Origin of the sequence: Pseudomonas sp. GD04058, assembly GCF_029836855.1 — a bacterium.
Taxonomy (GTDB): Bacteria; Pseudomonadota; Gammaproteobacteria; order Pseudomonadales; family Pseudomonadaceae; genus Aquipseudomonas; species Aquipseudomonas bharatica.
In genome coordinates this window covers 1-22,862 of sequence record NZ_JAOECN010000042.1, presented here as the reverse complement: position 1 = coordinate 22,862, position 22,862 = coordinate 1, and the positions used below count along the sequence as shown (strand labels likewise).

Below are 22,862 nucleotides of genomic sequence, written 5' to 3'. Positions count from 1 at the left end.
TTTTTTGCGGCTTATATCGCCATTTGCACTGACATTACGCAAGGGGGGTGGTTAAAATTCCGCACAATTCAGCGCCACTCGTTGAATAAAACGCGACAAAACGGTTATCCAGCGCAATGTGCTTGCACGGATCGGTATCTGCACACAAGCTATGCGCCTTTTTGCTCAATGTCAGTTATGGAAGAAAGGCAGCCCGACATGCGAATTCTCATCACCGGTGGAGCCGGTTTCATCGGTTCGGCACTGGTGCGCCACCTGATCAACAACACCAATCACGAAGTGCTCAACCTGGATAAGTTGACCTACGCGGGCAACCTGGAGTCGTTGACCAGCATCGCCACCAATACCCGCTACGAATTCGTCCAGGCGGATATCGTTGACCAGGCGACCGTCAGCGCGGTCCTGGAGCGCTTCCAGCCTCATGCGATCATGCACCTGGCGGCCGAGTCGCATGTCGACCGTTCCATCGACGGCCCTTCGGACTTCATCCAGACCAATATCGTTGGCACCTACAGCCTGCTGGAGGCCGCTCGTGGCTATTGGTCGAAACTGCCGGCCGGCGAACGCGAAGCCTTCCGTTTCCACCACATCTCCACCGATGAGGTCTATGGCGACCTGCACGGCGTCGATGACCTGTTCACCGAGACCACACCCTATGCGCCAAGCTCACCGTATTCGGCGAGCAAGGCCGCGTCCGATCATTTGGTCCGCGCCTGGCACCGCACCTATGGCCTGCCGGTTTTGCTGACTAACTGCTCGAACAACTACGGGCCGTTCCACTTCCCGGAAAAGCTCATTCCGCTGGTCATCCTCAACGCTCTGGCGGGCAAGCCGCTGCCGGTCTATGGCAACGGCCTGCAGGTACGCGACTGGCTGTTCGTCGAAGATCACGCCCGCGCCCTGTTCAAGGTGGTCACCGAGGGTGTGGTCGGCGAAACCTACAACATCGGCGGACACAACGAACAAAAGAACATCGACGTGGTGCGCGGCATCTGCGCCCTGCTCGAAGAACTGGCGCCACAGCGCCCGCAGGGCGTGGCCAGCTACGCCGACCTGATCACCTACGTTCAGGACCGTCCCGGGCACGACCAGCGCTACGCGATCGACGCCAGCAAGATCGAACGCGAACTGGGCTGGGTTCCCGAAGAAACCTTCGAGACCGGCCTGCGCAAGACCGTCCAGTGGTATCTGGATAACCTGGAATGGTGCCGCCATGTGCAGGACGGCAGCTACCAGGGACAACGCATGGGCACCACCGACTTCAAGGATTTGATTGCATGACCAAAGGTATCGTCCTGGCGGGTGGCTCCGGCACCCGCCTGCACCCCATTACTCTCGGCGTTTCCAAGCAACTGCTGCCGATCTACGACAAACCGATGATCTACTACCCGATCTCGGTACTGATGCTCGCCGGCATCCGCGAGATCCTGCTGATTTCCACTCCGCAGGACCTGCCGCAGTACCGCCAATTGCTGGGCGACGGCAGCCAGTTCGGTGTCGAGATCAGCTATGCCGAGCAGCCGTCTCCGGACGGCCTCGCCCAGGCCTTCCTGATCGGTGAAGAGTTTATCGGCAACGACTCGGTCTGCCTTGTGCTGGGCGACAACATCTTCCACGGCCAGGGCTTCACCCCCCAACTACTCAAGGCGGCCAGCCATGCCAACGGTGCTACGGTTTTCGGCTACTGGGTCAAGGATCCGGAGCGTTTCGGCGTGGTGGAATACGATGCCGAAGGCCGCGCCCTGTCGATCGAAGAAAAACCCAAGCAGCCAAAGTCCAGTTACGCGGTCACAGGCCTGTATTTCTACGACAACGACGTGGTCGAGATCGCCAAGGCGGTCAAGCCCTCGCCGCGCGGCGAGCTGGAAATCACCGACGTCAACAATGCCTATCTGAAGCGCGGCGACCTGCGTGTCGAGCGCCTCGGCCGTGGTTTTGCCTGGCTTGACACCGGCACCCACGACAGCCTGCTGGAAGCCTCGCAGTACGTGCAGACCATTGAGCATCGCCAAGGCCTGAAAGTAGCCTGCCTGGAAGAGATTGCCTTCCAGCACGGCTGGATCAGCTCGGAGCAACTGTCCGCCCGGGCAGAAGCCTTGAGCAAGACCGGCTATGGTCAATATCTGCTTGGGTTGATGAGCAAGACACGATGAAAGTCACCACCAGTACGCTGCCAGAAGTTCTGATCATCGAACCGAAGGTTTTCGGTGATGCGCGAGGTTTTTTCTACGAAAGCTTTAACGAGCGGGAATTCGCTGCACAGACCGGCGTCAGCGCTCATTTCGTCCAGGATAATCACTCGCGCTCGCAAAAAGGCGTGCTGCGTGGTCTGCATTACCAGATTGAAAATGCTCAAGGCAAAGTGGTGCGGGTCACGGCGGGCGAGGTGCTTGATGTGGCCGTGGACCTGCGCCGCAGCTCACCGAATTTTGGCCGCTGGACCAGTATTCGCCTTTCGGCGCAGAACAACCGACAGCTATGGATTCCGCCAGGATTCGGCCACGGTTTCGTGGTGCTCAGCGACGTTGCGGAGTTCCTCTACAAAACCACCGACTACTACAACCCCGAAGCCGAGCGCTGCGTGCGCTGGGACGATCCGACCCTGGCCATCGACTGGCAGATCGAGGGCGCGCCGCTGCTCTCGGCCAAGGACCAGAATGGCAAGCTGCTGGAAGAAGCGGACCTGTTCCCATGAGGATCCTTATCAGCGGTCGCAACGGCCAGCTCGCCCAGGCACTGCAACAGGCGCTGGGCGACCTCGGCGAACTGCACGTGTTCGGCCGCGACCAGCTCGACCTGGCCTATCACGAGCGCATTGCCGAAAAGGTCCGCGCCATCGGCCCCGACCTGATCATCAACGCGGCCGCGCATACGGCGGTGGACCAGGCCGAAAGCGAGCCGCAAGCGGCCTTCGCAATCAATGCCACGGCCCCGGGCATCTTCGCCGAAGAAGCCGCGCGCCTGGGCGTCCCGCTGATCCACTACTCCACCGACTATGTCTTCGACGGCAGCAAGCAAGGCCGCTACACCGAGGACGATGCGACCAATCCCCTGGGCGTCTATGGCCAGAGCAAACTGGCGGGCGAACAGGCGATTGCCGCGGTCGGCGGGCAGCACCTGATCCTGCGCACCAGTTGGGTCTACTCGACCCATGGGCGCAACTTCCTGCTGACCATGCAGCGCCTGCTGCAAGAGAAGCCGGAACTGCGCGTGGTCGCCGACCAGATCGGCGCGCCGACCTGGGCCGGGACCATCGCTGCAAGCACCCGTCGGCTCATCCAGCGCTTGCAGGCCGGCCAGGCCGGCGCCTGGGGCCTGTACCACCTGACCGCGCAGGGTGAAACCTCGTGGTTCGGCTTCGCCCAGGCCATCGGCGAACAGCTCAAGGCCCAGGGCAGGCCCTGTGCCAACCTGGTGCCGATCCCGTCCAGCGAGTACCCGACACCCGCCCGCCGGCCGTTGAACTCGCGCCTCGATTGCAGCCGCCTGCAACGCGAGTGGAACGTCAGCCAGCCCGACTGGCACCAGGCGCTGATCGACTGCCTGAAGTAGCGCATAATGCGCCAGATCCTTCTGGCGCATTTTCGCGATGACCATGACCCCCAGCCTTCCCCGCCGCCCCCGCTGGCGCAGCCTCGCCCTTCTGGCCCTGTGCCTGGCGCCGTTGCTCTGGCCGCTGAACCGCCTCGCCGAGCACTACTACCAGGACGAACTGGCCAGCCAGAACCGCCAGACCCTCGACCTGTACGTCGCCAACCTGCTCGGCACCCTGCGCCGCTTCGAAGCCCTGCCGCAGATCCTCGGCGACCTGCCGACCCTGCGCGCCGTGCTGGCCGACCCGCTGCGCCTGGAATTCCAGACCAACGCCAACCGCAGGCTCAAGGAAATCAGCACCCAGACCGGCGCCGAAGTCATCTATTTGATGGACGCCAAGGGCAACACCCTGGTCGCGTCCAACTGGGACAAGAAGGACAGCTTCATCGGCCGCAACTTCTCATTCCGCCCGTATTTCAGCGACGCCACCGCCGGGCGCCTGGGGCGCTTCTTCGGCCAAGGCACCACCTCGGCCAAGCGCGGCTATTTCTTCGGCGCGCCAGTCTGGGACAACGGCCAGGTAATCGGCGTCCTGGTGGTCAAGGTAGATCTCGACCATACCGAAACCCTTTGGGGCAAAAGCCCGGAACAACTGCTGCTGACCGACAGCAACGGCGTCGTGGTGCTGACCTCGCGTCCTGAATGGCGCTTCCGTGCCACCCGGCCGCTCAGTGATGAGGAGCGCCAGTCGATCACCGCGATCCAGCCCTACCCGACCCAGGAACCGCAGCCGCTCAACCTCGACCGCAAGGCCTGGCTGGTGCAGACCCGCTCGATTCCGGAGACCGGCTGGGAAGTGAACATCCTTGCCCCGCGAGTGCTGGTAGACCGCTCGGTAAGCACCGTCATGGCCGTCGGCGGCGCCACCCTGCTGGTGGTGATGCTGCTGGTTGGCCTGGTGATGCAGCGTCGTCGCCACTACATGGACCGCATCGACTTCGAAGCCCATGCCCGCCACGACTCGGAAAAACGCGTCGCCGAGCGTACCGCCGACCTCGAAGGCCTCAACCGGCGCTTGAAGACCGAGGTACTGGAGCGCGAGCAGGCCCAGCAGGAGGCGGCCCGCGCCCAGGACGAGCTGGTCCAGGCCGGCAAGCTGTCGGTGCTCGGGACCATGTCGGCGAGCATCAGCCACGAGCTTAACCAACCACTGGCGGCAATCCGCAGCTACGCGGAAAACGCCGAGATCCTGCTCGACCACCAGCGCATCGACGACGCACGCGGCAACCTCAAGCTGATCAACGAACTGACCGGGCGCATGGCCTCGATCATTGCCCACCTGCGCGCCTTTGCCCGCCGCGACCGCCATGCGCCGGAAAGCGTGGCGCTGCAACCGGCGCTGGACGATGCCCTGGCCCTGCTGGCCAAGCGTCGCAGGGCCATGGCCGTGGAGCTGATCCGCGATTTGCCGGAAGCCACTCTGTGGGTCCAGGCCGGCGAGACGCGCTTGCGCCAGGTGCTCGGCAACCTGCTGGCCAACGCCCTCGATGCCCTGACCGAAAAGGCCAACCCGCGCAAGCTCTGGCTAAGTGCCGAACGCCGCGATGATTACGTCTACCTGACGATCCGCGACAACGGTCCCGGCTTTACCAGCCAGGCCATGGCCCACGCCCGCGAGCCGTTCTTCACCACCAAAACCCGCACCCAGGGCCTTGGCCTGGGCCTGGCGATCTGCGACACGCTGATGCGCGCGCTGGGCGGCGAGCTGCTGCTGGCCAACCACCCGGAGGGCGGTGCGCTGCTGACCCTGCAACTGCGCGTGGCCAAGCCCGGCGCCAATCTTCAGACTTCGGAGGACTCCTTGGCATGACCGAGCCCCTGATCGACAGCCGCACCCAGGTGATCCTGGTCGACGACGACCCGCACCTGCGCCAGGCCCTCAGCCAGACCCTCGACCTCGCCGGCCTGCGCGTCCTGCCGCTGAGCGATGCCCAGGGCCTGGCCGGGCGTATCGAGGCCGACTGGCCAGGCGTGGTGGTCAGCGATATCCGCATGCCCGGCATCGACGGTCTGCAATTGCTCGAGCAACTGCACGGCCAGGACCCCGACCTGCCGGTGCTGCTGATCACCGGCCACGGCGACGTGCCGCTGGCGGTCCAGGCCATGCGTGCCGGGGCCTACGACTTCCTGGAAAAGCCGTTCGCCAGCGATGCCCTGCTCGACAGCGTGCGCCGCGCCCTTTCGTTGCGCCGCCTGGTGCTGGACAACCGCAGCCTGCGCCTGGCCCTGAGCGACCGCCAGGAATTGAGCGGTCGCCTGGTCGGCCATTCGCCATCGATCCAGCGCCTGCGCGAGCAGATCGGCGCCCTCGCCGGCACCCGCGCCGACGTGCTGATCCTCGGCGAAACCGGTGCCGGCAAGGAAGTCGTGGCCCGTGCCCTGCACGACCTGTCCAGCCGTCGAGACGGTCCATTCGTAGCGATCAACGCCGGCGCGCTGGCCGAGTCGGTGGTGGAAAGCGAGCTGTTCGGCCACGAGCCTGGCGCCTTTACCGGCGCGCAGAAAAGGCGCATCGGCAAGTTCGAATTCGCTAATGGCGGCACCTTGTTCCTCGACGAAATCGAAAGCATGAGCCTGGACGTGCAGGTCAAGCTGCTGCGCATGCTCCAGGAGCGGGTGCTGGAGCGCCTCGGCGGCAACCAGCAGATCCCCCTGGACATCCGGGTGATCGCGGCAACCAAGGAAGACCTGCGCCAGGCCGCCGACCAGGGCCGCTTCCGCGCCGACCTGTATTACCGCCTGAACGTCGCGCCCCTGCGCATTCCGCCACTGCGCGACCGCGGCGACGACATCCTCGTGCTGTTCCAGCATTTCGCCGATGCCGCCAGCGCGCGTCACGGCCTGCCGGCCCACGAGCTGCAACCGGCGCAGCGGGCCATGCTGCTGCGCCACGACTGGCCGGGCAACGTGCGCGAACTGCAGAACGCCGCCGAACGCTTCGCCCTCGGCCTGGAACTGGCCCTCGACGGCCAGGCCGAAAGCAGCAGCGCCTCGCAGGACTTGCCGCCGGCCCAGGGCAACCTGAGCGAGCAGGTCGAGCACTTCGAGCGCTCGCTGATCGCCGCCGAACTGACCCGCCCCCACGGTTCCATGCGCAGCCTCGCCGAAGCCCTTGGCATTCCGCGCAAGACCCTGCACGACAAGTTGCGCAAGCATGGCCTGAGCTTCGCCGACAGCCATGTCGCCGATGACCCCGAGGACACCCGCTGATGAGCAGCGACAGCCACTACCTGGAAAACATCCTGCACCACGACATCCCGCTGACCCGCGAGATGTGCATGGGCGTACTGGACTGGCAGGCACACTGCCTGCGCCTGCGTCTGCCGCTGGAGCCCAACGTCAACCACAAGAGCACCATGTTCGGCGGCAGCCTGTATTGCGGCGCGGTGCTGGCGGGCTGGGGCTGGCTGCACCTGCGCCTGCGCGAAGTGGGGGTCGATGACGGGCATATCGTCATCCAGGAAGGGACGATCAGTTATCCGCTGCCCGTGACAGGCGCGGCCATCGCAGTGTGCGAGGCGCCGGAAGAGAAGGTCTGGGAGCGCTTCATCAAGACCTATGAACGCCATGGCCGGGCACGCTTGAGCCTGCATACCCGGGTGTTCAACGAAAACGCCGAAGCGCCCGCCGTGGAGTTCGACGGGCAGTACGTGCTACATCGCTGAGGCCAGTGCCAGCAGCTTGCCGCGCCACGGGGCGGCGGCCGGCAGGCCGAGGAAGAACGGATTGAGCAACGACTCGCGAGGCGGATAGACGAACGCCTCGCCATCCAGCCCCAGCACTTCGCCGCCCGCCCCTTCCAGCACGCCCTGGGCGGCGGCGGTATCCCACTGCGAGGTCGGCGCCAGGCGCGGGTAGCAATCCGCGGCGCCTTCGGCCAGCAAGCAGAACTTCAGGGAGCTGCCGATATTCGCCAGCTCCAGCTCGCCCAGCGCTTCGCCCAGGCCGGCCAGCAGGCGCTCCTGCTGCGGGCTGGAATGGCGGCGACTGGCAACCACGGTAAATGCCTCGCCCGCCGGCGGCGCCAGGCGTACCTGGATCGCCTCCACTGAACCATCGGCCTCGGCACGCCAGGCGCCGATGCCCTGGCCGCCGTAGTAGCAGCGGCCATTGACCGGCATCGCCACCACTCCGAACACCACCCGGCCCTGTTCGACCAGGGCGATATTCACGGTGAATTCCTCGGTGCCGGCGATGAATTCCTTGGTGCCATCCAGTGGGTCCACCAGCCACCAGCGCTGCCAGGCCTGGCGCTGTTGCAGCGGGATGTCGCAATCCTCTTCCGATAGCACCGGGATCTCCGGTGCCAGCGCCTGCAAACCTTCGGCGATGACCTTGTGCGCAGCCAGGTCGGCGGCGGTTACCGGGGAGTCGTCGGCCTTGGCAACCACCGCGACGTCAGCGCGCCAGAACGGCAGGATGGCCTCACCTGCGCGGCGGGCCAGGTCCACCACCTGTGGCATAAGGTCGACAGGGTTCATACCGGGAAGACTCCACGCTGGGTCAGCAGATCACGCACCAGGTACAGCGCCGCCAGCGCCCGGCCTTCGGAGAACTGCGGATGCTGGGCCAATGCCGATAGCTCGCGCAGGCTGACGCGATCGACGCGCATCGGCTCCGGCTCGTCGCCCGGCAGGCTTTCCTCGTAGAGGTCGGTGGCCAGTACCACCTGGATCTTCTGGCTCATGTAGCCAGGAGACAGCGACAGTTCGGTGATGTGCTCCAGTTGCCGGGCGCCATAGCCGGCCTCTTCCTTCAGCTCGCGGTTGGCCGCCGCCAGCACGTCCTCGCCCGGCTCGATCAGGCCCTTGGGCAGGGACAGCTCGTATTCGTCGGTGCCGCCGCAATACTCCTCGACCAGCACCGCATGCTCGCTGTCGAGCATCGCCACGATCATCACTGCGCCATAGCCGTTGCCGCGCCCGACCAGACGTTCATAGGTGCGCTCGGTGCCGTTGGCAAAGCGCAACTGCACGGCTTCGACACGGAACAGGCGGCTGCTGGCGACGATCTCGCTGGAGAGGACAGTGGGTTTCTGGCGCATGAGGGGGCGGCTCCTTGGCGGTAACGGGGTACTATACCGCCCACCACGGCCTGACCGAACGAGAATCTTGCACATGCTTCCCCTCGCCTGGCGCGATATAGACACCGTCCTGCTGGACATGGACGGCACCCTGCTCGACCTGCACTACGACAACCACTTCTGGCTGGAGCTGTTGCCCCAGCGCTATGCCGAGCACCACGGGATCAGCCGGGCCATGGCCGAGCTGGAAATCCAGCCGTTGTTCGAGCGGCACGCCGGGTCGCTGAACTGGTATTGCTTGGATTTCTGGACCCGGGAACTGAACCTGCCGATTCGCGAGCTGAAGCAGCAGAGTGCCGACCTGATCGCCTTGCGACCGGATGCCGATACGTTTCTGGCCGCGCTGCGAGAAGCCGGCAAACGGGTGATCCTGATCACCAACGCGCACCGCGATTCCCTGTCGCTGAAACTGGAGCGGGTAGCGCTGGCGCCATACTTCGAACGGATGATCAGCTCGCACGACTATGGTTTCCCCAAGGAGAACCAGCAGTTCTGGAGCGCCTTGCGCGCCGATACCGGCTTCGACCCGTCGCGTAGCCTGTTCATCGACGACACCCTGGCGATCCTGCGCAGCGCCCGCACCTTCGGCGTCGCCCACCTGCTTGCCGTACGCCAGCCGGACAGCCGCAAGCCTGCGCGCGATACCGAGGAATTCGCGGCGCAGGAAGACTACCGGGCTTTACTGGAAGGACTGTGAAAGCTGACCCGGCCTCATCGCTGGCAAGCCAGCTCCCACAGGGATCGCATGCACCGCGGACTCTGTGGGAGCTGGCTTGCCAGCGATGAGGCCCTCAGACACAACACAAGGCTCGAAGGATTACTCCGGAATACGCAGTACCTGCCCCGGATAGATCTTGTCCGGATGGCTCAGCAGCGGTTTGTTGGCCTCGAAGATCTTCTGGTACTTGTTCGGATCGCCATACACCCGTTTGGAAATGGCACTGAGGGTATCGCCCTTCTCCACCGTGACGAACCGCGCCGCCTGCGCCACCGGCCCGGCCACGGTGATCTGGTCATCCACCGACGCCACACCCTGGATATTGCCCAGGGCCAGAAGGATCTTCTCCTTCTCTTCCTGACTGCTCACTTCACCGGTGACGATAACCTTGTCGCCTTCCACCGTGGCCTGCACATTGGGGTTGCCGAGCCCCACCTTGGCCACGTGCTCCTTGAGCTGCTCACCGGCATTGGCATTGCCGGGCGTCAGCAGATCGATGAGTTTTTCCCCCGCTTCTTTCACGAAACTGAACAGACTCATAGTGCTCTCCCTGATAAAGGAATCTCGGAGCCCAAAGTCTAGGACAGGTTAGAATGCCCCGCCCGCCAGCCCCGAGACGACGATGGACATCAAACAGCTGAAATTCCTCATCGCCCTGGACGAAACCCGCCACTTCGGCCAGGCCGCCGCGCTGTGCCACGTGACCCAGCCGACCCTGTCGATGCGCCTGCGCAACCTGGAGCGCGAACTGGGGCTGGAGCTGGTCAACCGTGGCCAGCGCTTCGAGGGCTTTACCGCCCAGGGCGAACGGGTGCTGGCCTGGGCCCGCTCGGTGCTGGCCGCCTACGACGGGCTGCAGGCCGAGGCCGCCGCCTGTCGCGGGCACCTGGCCGGTACCCTGCGCCTGGGCATGGTGCCGCTGTCCAGCTTCGATCCACTGCCGCTGCTGCAACGCCTGCACCGCCAACACCCGGACCTGGCCTTCGAACTCAGCGCCCTCAGTTCCGAACAGATCCTCGAACAGCTCACCAGCAACCGCCTCGACCTCGGCCTGTCGTACCTGGAGCGCCTCGACCAAGAGCGTTTCGAAGCCCTGCCGCTGGGTGAGTCGCCCATGGGCCTGCTTTATGACCCAGCGCATTTCCAGTTCCACGATGCACCGCTGCGCTGGGAAGCCCTGGCCGGACTGCCCCTGGGCCTGCTTACCGCCGGCATGTATTTCCGCCAGTCGGTGGACCACAATTTCCATAGCCGCGGCATCACCCCGCGCCTGCTGCTGCAGACCGACGCTGTCCATCAGTTGGTCCAGGCCGTGCACGGCGGCCTGTGCTGCGCGGTGATGCCGCTGGGCAGCGGCCTCGAAGCGGTAACCGGTGGCTTGCATCTGCACCCCATCGAACAGGCCACCACCCTCGCCCCGTTGGGCCTGATCATGCGCCGTACCGCACCACGCTCGGCCCTGGCCGAAGCCTGCCTCAGCGAATACCGCAAACTGCTCGACGAAGCATGATCGACGGCCTCTATCAGCACATCGGCAGAAGCGATTAGACGGTACCCGAGCGCAGGCCTAGGCTTAAAGCCTGATCAGCCTTGCCGGTAATCCAATAAATGAGCAGCAAACCCCCGGTTTGCGCGGCCTCCACCAGCCTGGAAGCCCCTGCCGCCAGCGTGCGTTACGACTACAGCCAGCTCGAAGACCAGTCTCCCGCCAGTGCCGACCTCGCCGAGGAAGTGGCCCTGGCCATCGCCTACAACGGCATCAGCCAGGCGGTGATGCTGGTCAGCCCTACCGATCTCGACGATTTCGTGGTCGGGTTCAGCATTGGCAGCGGCATCGTCGACAGCGCCGACGAGATCTACGACATCAAGCTCGCCGGCAGCGGTTCGGCGCTGCATGCCCAGGTGGAAATCGCCAGCCGCGCGTTCTGGAACCTCAAGACCCAACGCCGCCAGTTGGCCGGTACCAGCGGCTGCGGCCTGTGCGGCGTGGAAGCCGTGGAACAGGCCCTGCCTGACCTCAAGGTGCTGCCTGGCGCACCGCTGCCACCGCCTGAATGGCTGGTCGGCCTGCGCCAGCGTATCGCTGCCTTCCAGCCCCTCGGCCAACACTGCGGCGCGGTCCACGCGGCGGCATTCATGGACGCCAGCGGCGAACTGCTCCTTGGCCGAGAGGATATCGGCCGGCACAACGCCCTCGACAAACTGATCGGCGCCCTGGTCCGCCAGCGCATCGACACCCGGGGCGGCCTGGCCGTGGTCACCAGCCGCTGCAGCCTGGAACTGATCCAGAAAGTCCTGCGCGCCGGCATCCAGACCCTGGTCAGCCTGTCGTCGCCCACCGGCCTGGCCCTGCAATGGGCCCGGCGCCATAACCTGAACCTCATCCACCTGCCGCAGCACAGTGCACCAAGGGTCTACAGCCCTGCACGGGAGAACAGATCGTGAGCCTGCATCATCAAGCCGACCAGAAACCCGTTCCGCGCTACAAACCCTACAACGGCGCTGCCGGAGGCTGGGGCGCACTACGCAGCGTGGTACAGGCGTGGGTCGGTAGCGACAACGCCCTGAAGAACATCCGCGCCCTGCTCAAGACCAACCAGAACGGCGGTTTCGACTGCCCGGGCTGTGCCTGGGGCGACTCGCCGGAACACGGCATGGTCAAGTTCTGCGAGAACGGCGCCAAGGCGGTGAACTGGGAAGCGACCAAGCGCCGGGTCGACCCGACCTTCTTCGCCCGCCACAGCGTCACCTCGCTGCTCGCGCAGAGTGACTACTGGCTCGAATACCAGGGCCGCCTGACCGACCCGATGGTCTACGACCCGGTGGGCGACCGTTACCGGCCGATCACCTGGGACGATGCCTTCGCCCTGATCGCCCGCCACCTGAACGCGCTGGAAAGCCCGGACCAGGCCGAGTTCTACACCTCGGGCAGGGCCAGCAACGAAGCGGCCTATCTCTACCAACTGTTCGTCCGCGCCTACGGCACCAACAACTTCCCGGACTGCTCGAACATGTGCCACGAGGCCAGCGGCGTGGCCCTGAGCCAGAGCGTCGGGGTCGGCAAGGGCACGGTCACCTTCGACGACTTCGAACACGCCGATGCGATCTTCGTCTGGGGCCAGAACCCGGGGACCAACCACCCGCGCATGCTCGAACCGTTGCGCGAGGCCGTGCAGCGCGGCGCCCAGGTGGTGTGCATCAACCCGCTCAAGGAGCGCGGCCTGGAGCGTTTCCAGCACCCGCAGCACCCGATCGAGATGCTGACCAACGGCGACAAGCCGACCAACACCGCCTTCTTCCGCCCTGCCCTGGGTGGCGACATGGCGATGATGCGCGGCATGGCCAAGTTCCTCCTGCAGTGGGAGCGCGAGGCGCTGGCCAAGGGTGAAGCGCCGATCTTCGACCACGATTTCATTGCCGAGCACACCGCTACCGTCGACGACTACCTGGCAGTGGTCGATGCCACCTCGTGGGAACAGATCCAGACCCAATCCGGCCTGCCCCTGGGCGAGATCGAACTGGCCGCGCGGATGTACGTGAAGGCCAGCAAAGTCATCATGTGCTGGGCCATGGGCATCACCCAACACCGCCACTCGGTGCCGACCATCCAGGAAATCGCCAATCTCATGCTGCTGCGCGGCAACCTCGGCCAGCCGGGCGCCGGCCTGTGTCCGGTGCGCGGCCACAGCAACGTGCAGGGCGACCGCACCATGGGCATCAACGAACGCCCGCCGGTGGCGCTGCTGGATTCGCTGGAGCGTCGTTTCGGCTTCCCGGTGCCGCGGCACAACGGCCACAACACGGTCGAGGCGATCCACGCCATGCTCGCTGGCCGGGCCAAGGTGTTCATCGGGCTGGGCGGCAATTTCGCCCAGGCCACTCCCGACACCGAGCGCACCGCCCAGGCCCTGCGCAACTGCGACCTGACCGTGCATATCAGCACCAAGCTCAACCGCAGCCACCTGGTCCACGGCAAGGAAGCGTTGATCCTGCCCTGCCTTGGCCGTACCGATATCGACCAGCAAGGCGAAGGCCCGCAGGCCGTGACCGTGGAAGACTCGTTCAGCATGGTCCACGCCTCCAATGGCCAGCTCAAGCCGCTGTCGTCGCAGATGCGCTCGGAGCCTGCGGTGATCGCCGGTATCGCGGCGGCGACCGTGGGCAACCATCCGGTGGACTGGAACTGGCTGATCGCCGACTACGACCGCATTCGCGACCTGATCGCCGAAACCATCCCCGGCTTCGACCGCTTCAACGAACGGCTCAAGCACCCGGGTGGTTTCTACCTCGGCAACAACGCCGGCCAGCGCATCTGGAAAACCGCCAGCGGCAAGGCCAACTTCAAGGCCAACCGCCTGCCGGACGACCTGATTCACGAAGGCGTGCGGGCCAGCGGCAAACTGCCGGACCTGATCATGCAATCGATGCGCTCGCACGATCAGTACAACACCACCATCTATGGGCTGGACGACCGTTATCGCGGGGTGCGCGGGCAACGCAACGTGCTGTTCGCCAACGAGGCGGACATCCTTCGCCTGGGCTTCAACCCGGGTGACAAGGTAGACATCGTGTCGCTGTGGGGGGATGGCCTGGAGCGTCGGGTCACCGGCTTCACCTTGCTGGCGTTCGACATTCCGGCGGGACAGGCGGCGGCCTACTATCCGGAGGTGAACCCGCTGGTGCCGCTGGAGAGCGTGGGGGATGGCAGCCATACCCCGACCTCGAAGTTCGTCGCGATCCAGCTGAAGCCGGCCACTGTCGAGGCCCGCATTATCTAGGTTGTTGCTGATGGCCCTATCGCTGGCAAGCCAGCTCCCACAGGGATCGCGTGCACCGCAAAACCTGTGGGAGCTGGCTTGCCAGCGATAGGGCCATCAAATCCTCTACAAAACTGTCAGAAGGGCACATCCCCCAGGATCGTCGCCCGATGCATCACCCGCCGCTGCGGCCGGTAATCATCCACCGCGTAATGCTGGGTCACGCGGTTGTCCCAGAACGCCACGTCACCCACCTGCCAGCGCCAGCGGATGGTGAATTCCGGGCGGGTGGCGTGGGCGAACAGCAGCTTCAGGATCGCCTCGCTTTCCTGCTCGCTCAGCTCATTGATCCGGGTGGTGAACCCGTCACTGACGAACAACGACTTCCTGCCACTCACCGGATGCGTGCGGATCACCGGATGGGAGATCGGCGGGTTGGCCTTGCGCGTGGCTTCCCAGCGCGCCAGGTCCTCCGGTGTGCTGCCGAAGCGCGCCAGGGGGAACGACTTGGTGAAATCATGGGTCGCCGTCAGCCCGTCCAGCAGGCGCTTCAACGGCTCGGACAGCGCCTCGTACGCCGCGATTCCGCTGGCCCACAAGGTATCCCCGCCAAACGCCGGCACCTGCTTTGCCGCCAGCACCGCGCCCAGCGCCGGGGTCGGCAGGAAGGTGACGTCGGTGTGCCAGATGGCGTTGTCGCGCACATCGGTGACCGCGGTATCGAGTACCAGCACCTGCGGGGTTTCCGGAATGTTCGGGTAGATCGGGTGAATATGCAGGTCGCCAAAGCGCGCCGCGAAATTGGCCTGTTGCTGCGGGGTGATCGATTGCTCGCGGAAGAACAGCACCTGGTGCGCGAGCAGGGCTTGCTCGATGGCATCGCGGGTGGTGGCGTCGATCTCGCGGCTGAGGTCCACGCCACTGATGTGTGCGCCGAGCGCCGGGCTCAGCGGGGTTATGATCAGGCTCATGTCTGTCTCACTGATGAATTCGTTTCAATGGCTCTGGCCGTGCCACGGCACCAGCTTGCGCTGCAGGGCGCGCAGGCCCATTTCCAGGGCGAAGGCGATCAGGGCGATGACCAGGATGCCCAGCACCACCACATCGGTGACCAGGAACTGCGCCGCCGACTGGACCATGAAACCCAGGCCGCTGGTGGCCGCGATCAGCTCGGCGGCGACCAGGGTCGACCAGCCTACGCCAAGGCCAATGCGCACACCGGTAAGGATGTCGGGCAACGCGCTGGGCAGGATCACATGGCGGATCAACTGCGCCTTGCTCGCCCCCAGCGACTGCGCGGCACGCAGTTTCGCCGGATCGACGGTGCGCACGCCGGTGGCGGTGGCAATGGCGATCGGGGCGAAGATCGCCAGGTAGATCAGCAGCACCTTGGACAGCTCGCCGATGCCGCACCAGATCACGATCAGCGGCAGATAGGCCAGCGGCGGGATCGGCCGGTAGAACTCGATCAGCGGATCGAGTACGCCACGGGCGATACGGTTGCGGCCGATGGCAATGCCGATCGGGATTGCAGTGAGGATCGCCGCCCCCAGGGCCAGGCCGATACGGCTCAGGCTGGCGCCGAGGTGCTGCCACAGGGTCGATTCCATATAGCCCTGGGTCAGCAACAACCAGGCCTTGCCCAGTACCGCTTGCGGCGAGGGCAGGAACAGTGGCTCGATCCACTCCGCCGCAGTCACCAGCCACCACAGCGCCAACAGGCCGCCGAGGGTCAGGCCGCTGATCCAGCGGGTGCTCAGGGTGCGCCGCGCACGGTGGGCGCTGGCTACCGGTTTGGCCGTTACCGGCAGGTCGAGGCTGCTCATGCGAACTCCTGCCGGCCAGCGGCGCTGCGTTGGGAAAAGACCCGCGCCAGCACATGCTCGCGGGTTTCGATAAAGCGCGGGTCGGACTTGATCGAACGCGCCGACTCACCGGCCGCGTAGCGCTGGCCGAAGTCCAGGTGCAGGCGCTCCACTACCCGGCCCGGGTTGGGCGCCAGGAGGATCAGGTCGGTGGCGAGGAACACCGCTTCCTCGATGTCGTGGGTAATCAGGAATACCGGCTTGGCGGTACGCTGCCAGACCTGCAGCAGCAGTTCCTGCATCTGCTCGCGGGTGAAGGCGTCGAGGGCGCCGAAAGGTTCGTCCATCAGCAGCACCCGAGGGTCGGCCGCCAGCGCACGGGCCAGGCCGACGCGCTGTTTCTGCCCGCCGGAAAGCTGCCAGATGCGCCGTTCGGCGAAGCCAGCGAGGTCCACCAGGGCCAGCATTTCCCGCGCCTTCTGCTCGCGCTGCGGGCGCGGCACACCGGCCAGTTCGAGGCCGAAGGCGACGTTGGCCAGCACGTCCTGCCAAGGCAGCAGGGCATCGTCCTGGAACACCACGCCGCGCTCGGCACTCGGGCCTTGCACCGGCACCCCGTCGAGGGTGATGCGTCCGGCGCTCGGGCTGACGAAGCCGGCGATCAGGTTGAGCAGCGAGGTCTTGCCGCTGCCGGAAGGGCCGAGGGCCACCAGCAGTTGCTGCGGGCCCAGGCTCAGAGAGATGTCGGCGAGCACCGGTTCGGCGGCGCCGGGATACTGTGCGCTGATGCGCTCCAGTTGTAACAGGGCCATGACGACTCCGGGAATCAGTTGGTGATAAACGAGGAACTCACGTACGGCGAGTAATCCGGCAGCACCGCCTCGACCTTGCCCTGCTCCTTGAGGAACTTGGCGGTCTCGGTGATCGCCTGGGTGGTCGGCGCGCCGAGGGCGGCGACCTGGTCGGCCGCCAGCGGGAACACGTTGCCTTGCAGCAGGCCGGGGATATCGCTGGTCTTGGCGCCGGACAGCTTGGCCAGCTTGTCGACGTTGGCCTTGTCGGCCAGCCAGGCTTGCGGGTCCTTGCGGTAGTCGGCGTAGGCGTCGAGGGTCACCTTGGCGAAGGCCTTGACCACGTCCGGGTGCTTGGCGGCGAAGTCCTTGCGCACGATCCAGGCATCGAAGGTCGGTGCGCCTTTCTTGGCCAGCTCGCCGGAGGTGATCAGCACCTTGCCGTTTTCCTTGGCTACACCGAGCGCCGGGTCCCAAACGTAGGTGGCATCGATATCACCGCGCTTCCAGGCGGCGATAATCGCCGGCGGGGCGAGGTTGAGGATCTGTACCTTGGACGGGTCGATATTCCACTGCTTCAGTGCAGCCAGCAGGCTGTAATGGCCGGTGGAGACGAAGGGCACGGCGACTTTCTTGCCGATCAGGTCCTGCGGCGAATTGATGCCCGAACCTTCACGGGCGACCAGGGCTTCGGCAGCGCCGATCTGGGTGGCGATAAGGAAGGTTTCCACCGGCAGCTTGCGGGTCGCGGCGGCGGCCAGGGGGCTGGAGCCGAGGTAGCCGATCTGCACGTCGCCGGAGGCGACAGCGGTGATCACATCGGCACCGTTATCGAATTTGCGCCAATCGATGCTGGCCTTGCTGGCCTGCTCGTAACGGCCATCGACCTGGGCCACCTTGGCCGGATCGACGGTGGTCTGGTAGGCCACGGTCAGGTCGGCGGCCTGGGCGAAAACGGCAGCACCGGCCAGGGCCAGGGCGGAAAACAGGCGCAGCGGGGCGAAGAAGGTCATGTTGCACTCCTGGCGGGACGGTAGTGTGGTGAATGTGATGAAGATTAATTGATCTAAGAAAACAGAAATAAATAACTTTTTCGAATTAGCTTAGGAGACAAAGATTGATGGGGCTCTTGAGGGCCCTATCGCTGGCAAGCCAGCTCCCACAGGGACCGCGTGCACCGAAAAACCACCTGTTGAATCTGTGTTGCTCCAGCAACAACCCGCTGTCTATTCATATTCCCAATCGTTAGTTCAAATATTTTTTATACACGATTACGGTATATGCACCGGACCACCGGACCCCAACGCTTTTCTGTCGAGTTCCCAGAAGATGAGGTCAGGTCATGTCCAATCTCGCCACTACCACCGTCCATAGCGATCTGGACACCGCGCCGCTGCTGTTGCCCGCCAAGGTCCTGCGCAGCGACGCCGAGGCCATCCAGGCCGCCCACGAACTGGCTGCCATCGCCCGCCCCCAGGCCGGCAAGCGCGACCAGCAACGCAAGCTGCCCTGGGCCGAGGTCGAGCAGTTCACCCGCAGCGGCCTGGGCAGCATCAGCATTCCCCGTGAATACGGCGGACCAGGGCTGTCGTTCGCCGCCCTGGCCGAAGTGTTCCGCATCGTCAGCGCCGCCGATCCGGCGCTGGGGCAGATACCGCAGAACCAGGTCGGTATCCTGCAACTGATCCGCGGTGCCGCCACCGAACAGCAGAAAGAAGTGCTGTTCCAGTCCGTGCTGGACGGCTGGCGCATCGGCAACGCCGGCCCCGAGCGTGGCACGAAAAACACCCTGGAACTGAAGGCACGCATCACCCGTCAGGGCGACGGCTATGTCATCAGCGGCCAGAAGTTCTATTCCACCGGCGCCCTGTTCGCCCATTGGGTGGCGGTCAAGGCGCTGAACGACGAAGGGCGCCAGGTCATGGCGTTCGTCCGTCGCGGCAGCCCGGGGCTGCGCATCGTCGATGACTGGTCCGGCTTCGGCCAGCGCACCACCGCCAGCGGCACCGTGCTGCTGAACGAAGTGCCGGTAGAGGCCGATCTGGTGATCGAGAACTGGCGCATCGGCGCTACCCCGAATATCCAGGGCGCCGTGTCCCAGCTGATCCAGGCCGCCATCGACGCGGGGATCGCCGAAGCGGCCATCGAGGACACCATCGCCTTCGTCCGTGAACGCGCCCGTCCGTGGATCGATGCCGGCGTCGAGCGGGCCAGCGACGACCCCTACGTGATCGCCGATATCGGCCGCCTCAAGCTCGAACTGCATGCCGCCAATGCCCTGCTGGCCAAGGCCGCCAAGGTATTGGACGAGGTGGATGCCGCCCCGGTGACCGTCGAATCCGCCGCCCGTGCCTCCATCGCCGTGGCCGAGGCCAAGGTGCTGACTACCGAGATTTCCCTGCTTGCCAGCGAGAAGCTGCTGGAGCTGTCCGGCAGCCGCGCGACTCTGGCCGAATTCAACCTCGACCGCCACTGGCGCAACGCCCGGGTGCACACCCTGCACGACCCGGTGCGCTGGAAGTACCACGCCGTCGGCGCCTACCACCTCAACGGCACCCTGCCTGCCCGGCACTCCTGGATTTGACCAGACCACTGGAGCCCCTTCGATGAGCCATGTTTCCCTTCCGCACCACGATGTGCCGGTGATCGCCGACGACGCCCAGGCACTCGCCATTGCCGAGCAGATCGCCGGTGCCTTGCAACAGGACAGCATCCTGCGCGACCGTGAACGCCGCCTGCCCCATGCCGAACTGGAGCTGTTCTCACGCTCCGGGCTGTGGGGCATCAGCGTGCCCAAGGCCTACGGCGGCGCGGGCGTGTCCAACGTCACCCTGGCGAAAGTCATCGCCCGCATAGCTCAGGCCGACAGCTCCCTGGGGCAGATTCCGCAGAACCATTTCTACGCCCTCGAAGTGCTGCGGGTGAACGGCAGCGAAGCGCAGAAGCAGCGGCTCTACGCCGAGGTGCTGGCCGGTGTGCGCTTCGGCAACGCCCTCGCCGAACTGGGCACGAAAACCGCCCATGACCGCACCACCCGCCTGACCCGCGACGGCGAGCAGTTGCGTATCAACGGTCGCAAGTTCTATGCAACCGGCGCCATCTACGCCCAGCGCATCCCTACCTCGGTAGGCGATGAAAACGGCGTGCAGCAGCTGGCCTTCGTGCCCGCCGACAGTGCCGGTCTCAAGGTAATCGACGACTGGAGCGGCTTCGGCCAGCGCACCACCGGCAGCGGCTCGGTGGTGTTCGACAACGTGCCGGTCGATGCCGACGACGTGGTGCCCTTCCAGAGCGCCTTCGAGCGGCCGACACCGGTCGGCCCGCTGGCGCAGATCCTCCACGCCGCCATCGACACGGGCATCGCCCGCGCCGCCTACGAGGACGCCCTGCACTTCGTGCGCACCCGTACGCGCCCGTGGATCGACTCGGGCAACGACAAGGCCAGCGAAGACCCGCTGACCCTGAAATCCTTCGGCCACCTGGCAATCCGCCTGCACGCCGCCGAAGCCCTGCTGGAACGTGCCGGCGAATTCCTCGACCGCGCCCAGGCCGAACCGAATGCCGACAGCGTGGCCGCCGCGTCCATCGCCGTGGCCGAGGCCCGCGCCATCAGTACCGAGATCTCCCTGGCCGCCGGCAGCACCCTGTTCGAACTGGCGGGCAGCCAGGCCACCCTCGCCGAGCACGGCCTCGACCGCCACTGGCGCAACGCCCGCACCCATACCCTGCACGACCCGGTGCGCTGGAAATACCACGCCATCGGCAACTACTACCTGAACGAGCAGAACCCACCGCTGCGGGGGACCATCTGATGGCGAAGAAGAAGATCCTGCTCAACGCCTTCAACATGAACTGCGTCGGGCATATCAACCACGGCCTGTGGACCCACCCGCGGGATACCTCGAGCCAGTACAAGACCCTCGAATACTGGACCGAGCTGGCAAAGCTACTGGAGCGCGGGCTGTTCGACGGCCTGTTCCTGGCCGATATCGTCGGCGTCTACGACGTCTACCAGCAGTCGGTAGAGGTGCCGCTGAAGGAGTCGATCCAGTTGCCGGTCAACGACCCGCTGCTGCTGGTCTCGGCCATGGCGGCAGTAACCCGCAACCTCGGTTTCGGCCTGACCGCCAACCTCACCTACGAGCCGCCCTACCTGTTCGCCCGGCGCCTTTCCACCCTCGACCACCTGAGCCGTGGCCGGGTCGGCTGGAATATCGTTACCGGCTACCTCGACAGCGCGGCCAAGGCCATGGGCCTGGACGAGCAGCCCGAGCATGACCGGCGCTACGACCAGGCCGACGAGTACCTGGAAGTGCTCTACAAGCTGTGGGAAGGCAGCTGGGAAGACGGCGCCGTCATCGAGGACCGGCAGCAGCGGGTCTACGCCCGGCCGGACAAGGTGCACAAGGTCCGCCACCAGGGCGAGTTCTACAAGGTCGAGGGCTACCACCTGTGCGAGCCCTCGCCGCAGCGCACGCCGGTGCTGTTCCAGGCCGGCGCTTCCGAGCGCGGCCTGGGCTTCGCCGGACAGCACGCCGAATGCGTGTTCATCAGTGGCCAGACCAAGGCCGCGACCCGCGCCCAGGTCGACAAGGTGCGTGCCGCCGCCGTGGCCGCCGGGCGAGATCCGCAGGCGATCAAGGTATTCATGGGCATCACGGTGATCGTCGCCGACAGCGAAGAACAGGCCCGGGCCAAGCATGCCGAATACCTGCGCCATGCCAGCGCCGAAGCCGGCGTTGCGCATTTCTCCAGCTCCACCGGCATCGATTTCTCCGCGTACGAACTGGACGAGCCGATCCAGTACGTCAAAAGCAACGCCATCCAGTCGGCAACGAAGAACCTGCAAAGCAACGACTGGACCCGCAGGCGCCTGCTCGACCAGCACGCCCTGGGCGGACGCTACATCACCCTGGTCGGCTCGCCCGGGCAGGTTGCCGACGAGCTGGAAAGCTGGGTCGCCGAAACCGGCCTGGACGGCTTCAACCTCGCCCGCACCGTGACCCCGGAAAGCTACGAGGACTTCATCGACCTGGTCATTCCCGAGCTGCAAAAACGTGGCTCGTACAAGACCGCCTACGACAACGGCAGCCTGCGGGAAAAACTCTTCCCCGCCGGCACGGCGCACCTGCCCGCCGAACACCCCGGCGCCCGCTATCGCCATTCGCACACCACCACCGCCCAGCAGAACGGAGCGCTCCAGCATGCTTAAGACCCTTATCGGCCGCCCCGTCGCGGCACTATCCCTATCAATCGGCCTGTCCCTCGGCCTGATCGGTGCCAGCCACGCCGCCGATGCCCTGAAAGTCGGCACCACCGCAGCCTTTGCCGTACCACTGGAAGCCGCGGTCAGCGAAGCCAAAAAGCAGGGGCTGGACGTGGAGCTGATCGAATTCAGCGACTGGATCGCACCGAACGTCAGCCTCAATGCCGGCGATATCGACGTTAACTACTTCCAGCACATCCCCTTCCTGGAAAACGCCAAGGCCGCCGCCGGCTTCGACCTGGTTCCCTATGCACCGGGGATCATCAACAACGTCGGCCTGTACTCGAAGAAGTACAAGAGCTTCGACGAGCTGCCGCAGGGCGCCACCGTGGCCATCGCCAACGACCCGATCAACAGCGGGCGCGGCCTGCAACTACTGGCCAAGGCCGGGTTGATCACCCTCAAGGACGGTGTCGGCTACAAGGCCACCGAAGAGGACATCATCGCCAACCCGAAGAAGATCAAGATCCTTCAGGTCGAAGCCGTGCAACTGGTGCGCGCCTACGATGATGCCGACCTGGTGCAGGGTTACCCGCACTACATCCGCCTGGCCAAGACCTTCGATGCCGAATCCGCGCTGCTGTTCGACGGCATCGACCATAAGGAATACGTGATCCAGTTCGTGATCAAGCCCAAGAGCAAGGACGACCCGCGCCTGGCGAAGTTCATCGACATCTACCAGCACTCGCCGGTAGTCCGCGCGGCACTCGACAAGGCCCACGGCAAGCTCTACCAGCCGGGCTGGGAGAGCTGAGATGGGTATCGCCAACGCCCGCGTGGCGCTGGATGCGCCGCCGCTCGAAGCGGTGCGCCGGGTGCTGCACCCGGAGCTGAACAGCGCCCATGTA

The 22,862-nt window shown here is 65.2% G+C and carries 22 protein-coding genes; 15 read left to right on the top strand and 7 right to left on the bottom strand.

Annotation, left to right across the window (positions count from 1 at the left end; translation table 11 throughout):
• The first annotated feature begins 198 nt into the window (after positions 1 to 198).
• Genes rfbB through N7650_RS24000 form a run of 7 tightly spaced genes read left to right on the top strand, consistent with a single transcriptional unit; the run spans position 199 to position 7,259 of the window.
• Positions 199 to 1,281 carry a dTDP-glucose 4,6-dehydratase gene (gene rfbB, locus N7650_RS24030; RefSeq protein ID WP_009396022.1) on the top strand — a complete coding sequence of 361 codons (1,083 nt, stop codon included), beginning with the start codon at positions 199 to 201 and terminating at the stop codon, positions 1,279 to 1,281.
• Complete coding sequence (gene rfbA, locus N7650_RS24025; RefSeq protein ID WP_009396020.1) at positions 1,278 to 2,153, top strand: glucose-1-phosphate thymidylyltransferase RfbA; 876 nt, start codon at positions 1,278 to 1,280, stop codon at positions 2,151 to 2,153. Before rfbB ends, rfbA begins: the two co-directional genes overlap by 4 nt.
• Entirely contained in the window at positions 2,150 to 2,695 is a 546-nt protein-coding gene (gene rfbC / locus N7650_RS24020; protein ID WP_009396018.1) for a dTDP-4-dehydrorhamnose 3,5-epimerase, read from the top strand. The genes rfbA and rfbC overlap by 4 nt, the downstream gene beginning before the upstream one ends.
• On the top strand, positions 2,692 to 3,552 hold the full coding sequence (gene rfbD, locus N7650_RS24015) for a dTDP-4-dehydrorhamnose reductase (RefSeq protein WP_279900325.1): 861 nt from the start codon (positions 2,692 to 2,694) through the stop codon (positions 3,550 to 3,552). The genes rfbC and rfbD overlap by 4 nt, the downstream gene beginning before the upstream one ends.
• A 37-nt stretch (positions 3,553 to 3,589) precedes the next feature.
• Positions 3,590 to 5,404, top strand: coding sequence for an ATP-binding protein (locus N7650_RS24010; protein ID WP_009396015.1), 1,815 nt, complete (start codon positions 3,590 to 3,592; stop codon positions 5,402 to 5,404).
• Positions 5,401 to 6,804, top strand: coding sequence for a sigma-54 dependent transcriptional regulator (locus N7650_RS24005; protein WP_279900324.1), 1,404 nt, complete (start codon positions 5,401 to 5,403; stop codon positions 6,802 to 6,804). Before N7650_RS24010 ends, N7650_RS24005 begins: the two co-directional genes overlap by 4 nt.
• A complete protein-coding gene (locus N7650_RS24000; protein ID WP_279900323.1) occupies positions 6,804 to 7,259 on the top strand; it encodes a YiiD C-terminal domain-containing protein in 456 nt (151 codons plus the stop codon). The genes N7650_RS24005 and N7650_RS24000 overlap by 1 nt, the downstream gene beginning before the upstream one ends.
• Here the strand turns inward: N7650_RS24000 and cysQ are convergent.
• The gene (gene cysQ / locus N7650_RS23995) at positions 7,248 to 8,075 is read right to left on the bottom strand and encodes a 3'(2'),5'-bisphosphate nucleotidase CysQ (RefSeq protein ID WP_279900322.1); all 828 of its coding nucleotides are present in this window, start codon (positions 8,073 to 8,075) and stop codon (positions 7,248 to 7,250) included. The genes N7650_RS24000 and cysQ overlap by 12 nt on opposite strands.
• Entirely contained in the window at positions 8,072 to 8,638 is a 567-nt protein-coding gene (nudE, locus tag N7650_RS23990; protein WP_009396011.1) for an ADP compounds hydrolase NudE, read from the bottom strand. The genes cysQ and nudE overlap by 4 nt, the downstream gene beginning before the upstream one ends.
• A gap of 73 nt (positions 8,639 to 8,711) precedes the next feature.
• On the opposite strand from nudE, the gene yrfG reads away from it, so the two are divergent.
• The gene (gene yrfG, locus N7650_RS23985; protein WP_279900320.1) at positions 8,712 to 9,374 is read left to right on the top strand and encodes a GMP/IMP nucleotidase; all 663 of its coding nucleotides are present in this window, start codon (positions 8,712 to 8,714) and stop codon (positions 9,372 to 9,374) included.
• Between the two features lie 120 nt (positions 9,375 to 9,494).
• Here the strand turns inward: yrfG and lysM are convergent, their stop codons facing one another.
• On the bottom strand, positions 9,495 to 9,935 hold the full coding sequence (lysM, locus tag N7650_RS23980; protein WP_279900319.1) for a peptidoglycan-binding protein LysM: 441 nt from the start codon (positions 9,933 to 9,935) through the stop codon (positions 9,495 to 9,497).
• 82 nt (positions 9,936 to 10,017) lie between these two features.
• Here lysM and N7650_RS23975 point away from each other — a divergent pair, with 82 nt between their 5' ends.
• The 3 genes from N7650_RS23975 (at position 10,018) to N7650_RS23965 (ending at position 14,173) form a co-directional block, all read left to right on the top strand.
• Complete coding sequence (locus N7650_RS23975) at positions 10,018 to 10,905, top strand: LysR family transcriptional regulator (protein WP_279900318.1); 888 nt, start codon at positions 10,018 to 10,020, stop codon at positions 10,903 to 10,905.
• Positions 10,906 to 11,003: 98 nt separating this feature from the next.
• Positions 11,004 to 11,840 (top strand): formate dehydrogenase accessory sulfurtransferase FdhD, encoded by an 837-nt coding sequence (gene fdhD / locus N7650_RS23970; protein WP_279900317.1) that lies wholly within the window; start codon positions 11,004 to 11,006, stop codon positions 11,838 to 11,840.
• On the top strand, positions 11,837 to 14,173 hold the full coding sequence (locus N7650_RS23965) for an FdhF/YdeP family oxidoreductase (RefSeq protein WP_279900315.1): 2,337 nt from the start codon (positions 11,837 to 11,839) through the stop codon (positions 14,171 to 14,173). Before fdhD ends, N7650_RS23965 begins: the two co-directional genes overlap by 4 nt.
• A 116-nt stretch (positions 14,174 to 14,289) precedes the next feature.
• On the opposite strand, the gene tauD is transcribed toward N7650_RS23965, so the two are convergent.
• Genes tauD through tauA form a run of 4 tightly spaced genes read right to left on the bottom strand, consistent with a single transcriptional unit; the run spans position 14,290 to position 17,761 of the window.
• A complete protein-coding gene (gene tauD / locus N7650_RS23960) occupies positions 14,290 to 15,123 on the bottom strand; it encodes a taurine dioxygenase (RefSeq protein ID WP_009396005.1) in 834 nt (277 codons plus the stop codon).
• A gap of 24 nt (positions 15,124 to 15,147) precedes the next feature.
• The gene (gene tauC, locus N7650_RS23955) at positions 15,148 to 15,978 is read right to left on the bottom strand and encodes a taurine ABC transporter permease TauC (protein WP_064303799.1); all 831 of its coding nucleotides are present in this window, start codon (positions 15,976 to 15,978) and stop codon (positions 15,148 to 15,150) included.
• Positions 15,975 to 16,769, bottom strand: coding sequence for a taurine ABC transporter ATP-binding subunit (gene tauB, locus N7650_RS23950; RefSeq protein ID WP_009396003.1), 795 nt, complete (start codon positions 16,767 to 16,769; stop codon positions 15,975 to 15,977). The genes tauC and tauB overlap by 4 nt, the downstream gene beginning before the upstream one ends.
• A 14-nt stretch (positions 16,770 to 16,783) precedes the next feature.
• The gene (gene tauA / locus N7650_RS23945; protein ID WP_279900313.1) at positions 16,784 to 17,761 is read right to left on the bottom strand and encodes a taurine ABC transporter substrate-binding protein; all 978 of its coding nucleotides are present in this window, start codon (positions 17,759 to 17,761) and stop codon (positions 16,784 to 16,786) included.
• Between the two features lie 329 nt (positions 17,762 to 18,090).
• On the opposite strand from tauA, the gene N7650_RS23940 reads away from it, so the two are divergent.
• Genes N7650_RS23940 through N7650_RS23925 form a run of 4 tightly spaced genes read left to right on the top strand, consistent with a single transcriptional unit; the run spans position 18,091 to position 22,768 of the window.
• Positions 18,091 to 19,332 carry an SfnB family sulfur acquisition oxidoreductase gene (locus N7650_RS23940; protein ID WP_279900311.1) on the top strand — a complete coding sequence of 414 codons (1,242 nt, stop codon included), beginning with the start codon at positions 18,091 to 18,093 and terminating at the stop codon, positions 19,330 to 19,332.
• Between the two features lie 22 nt (positions 19,333 to 19,354).
• Positions 19,355 to 20,560: an SfnB family sulfur acquisition oxidoreductase gene (locus tag N7650_RS23935; protein ID WP_279900310.1), complete on the top strand. Its 1,206-nt coding sequence runs from the start codon at positions 19,355 to 19,357 to the stop codon at positions 20,558 to 20,560.
• Positions 20,560 to 21,960, top strand: coding sequence for an LLM class flavin-dependent oxidoreductase (locus N7650_RS23930; RefSeq protein ID WP_279900308.1), 1,401 nt, complete (start codon positions 20,560 to 20,562; stop codon positions 21,958 to 21,960). The genes N7650_RS23935 and N7650_RS23930 overlap by 1 nt, the downstream gene beginning before the upstream one ends.
• Positions 21,953 to 22,768: a MetQ/NlpA family ABC transporter substrate-binding protein gene (locus N7650_RS23925; RefSeq protein ID WP_009395997.1), complete on the top strand. Its 816-nt coding sequence runs from the start codon at positions 21,953 to 21,955 to the stop codon at positions 22,766 to 22,768. The genes N7650_RS23930 and N7650_RS23925 overlap by 8 nt, the downstream gene beginning before the upstream one ends.
• Positions 22,769 to 22,862 lie beyond the last annotated feature (94 nt).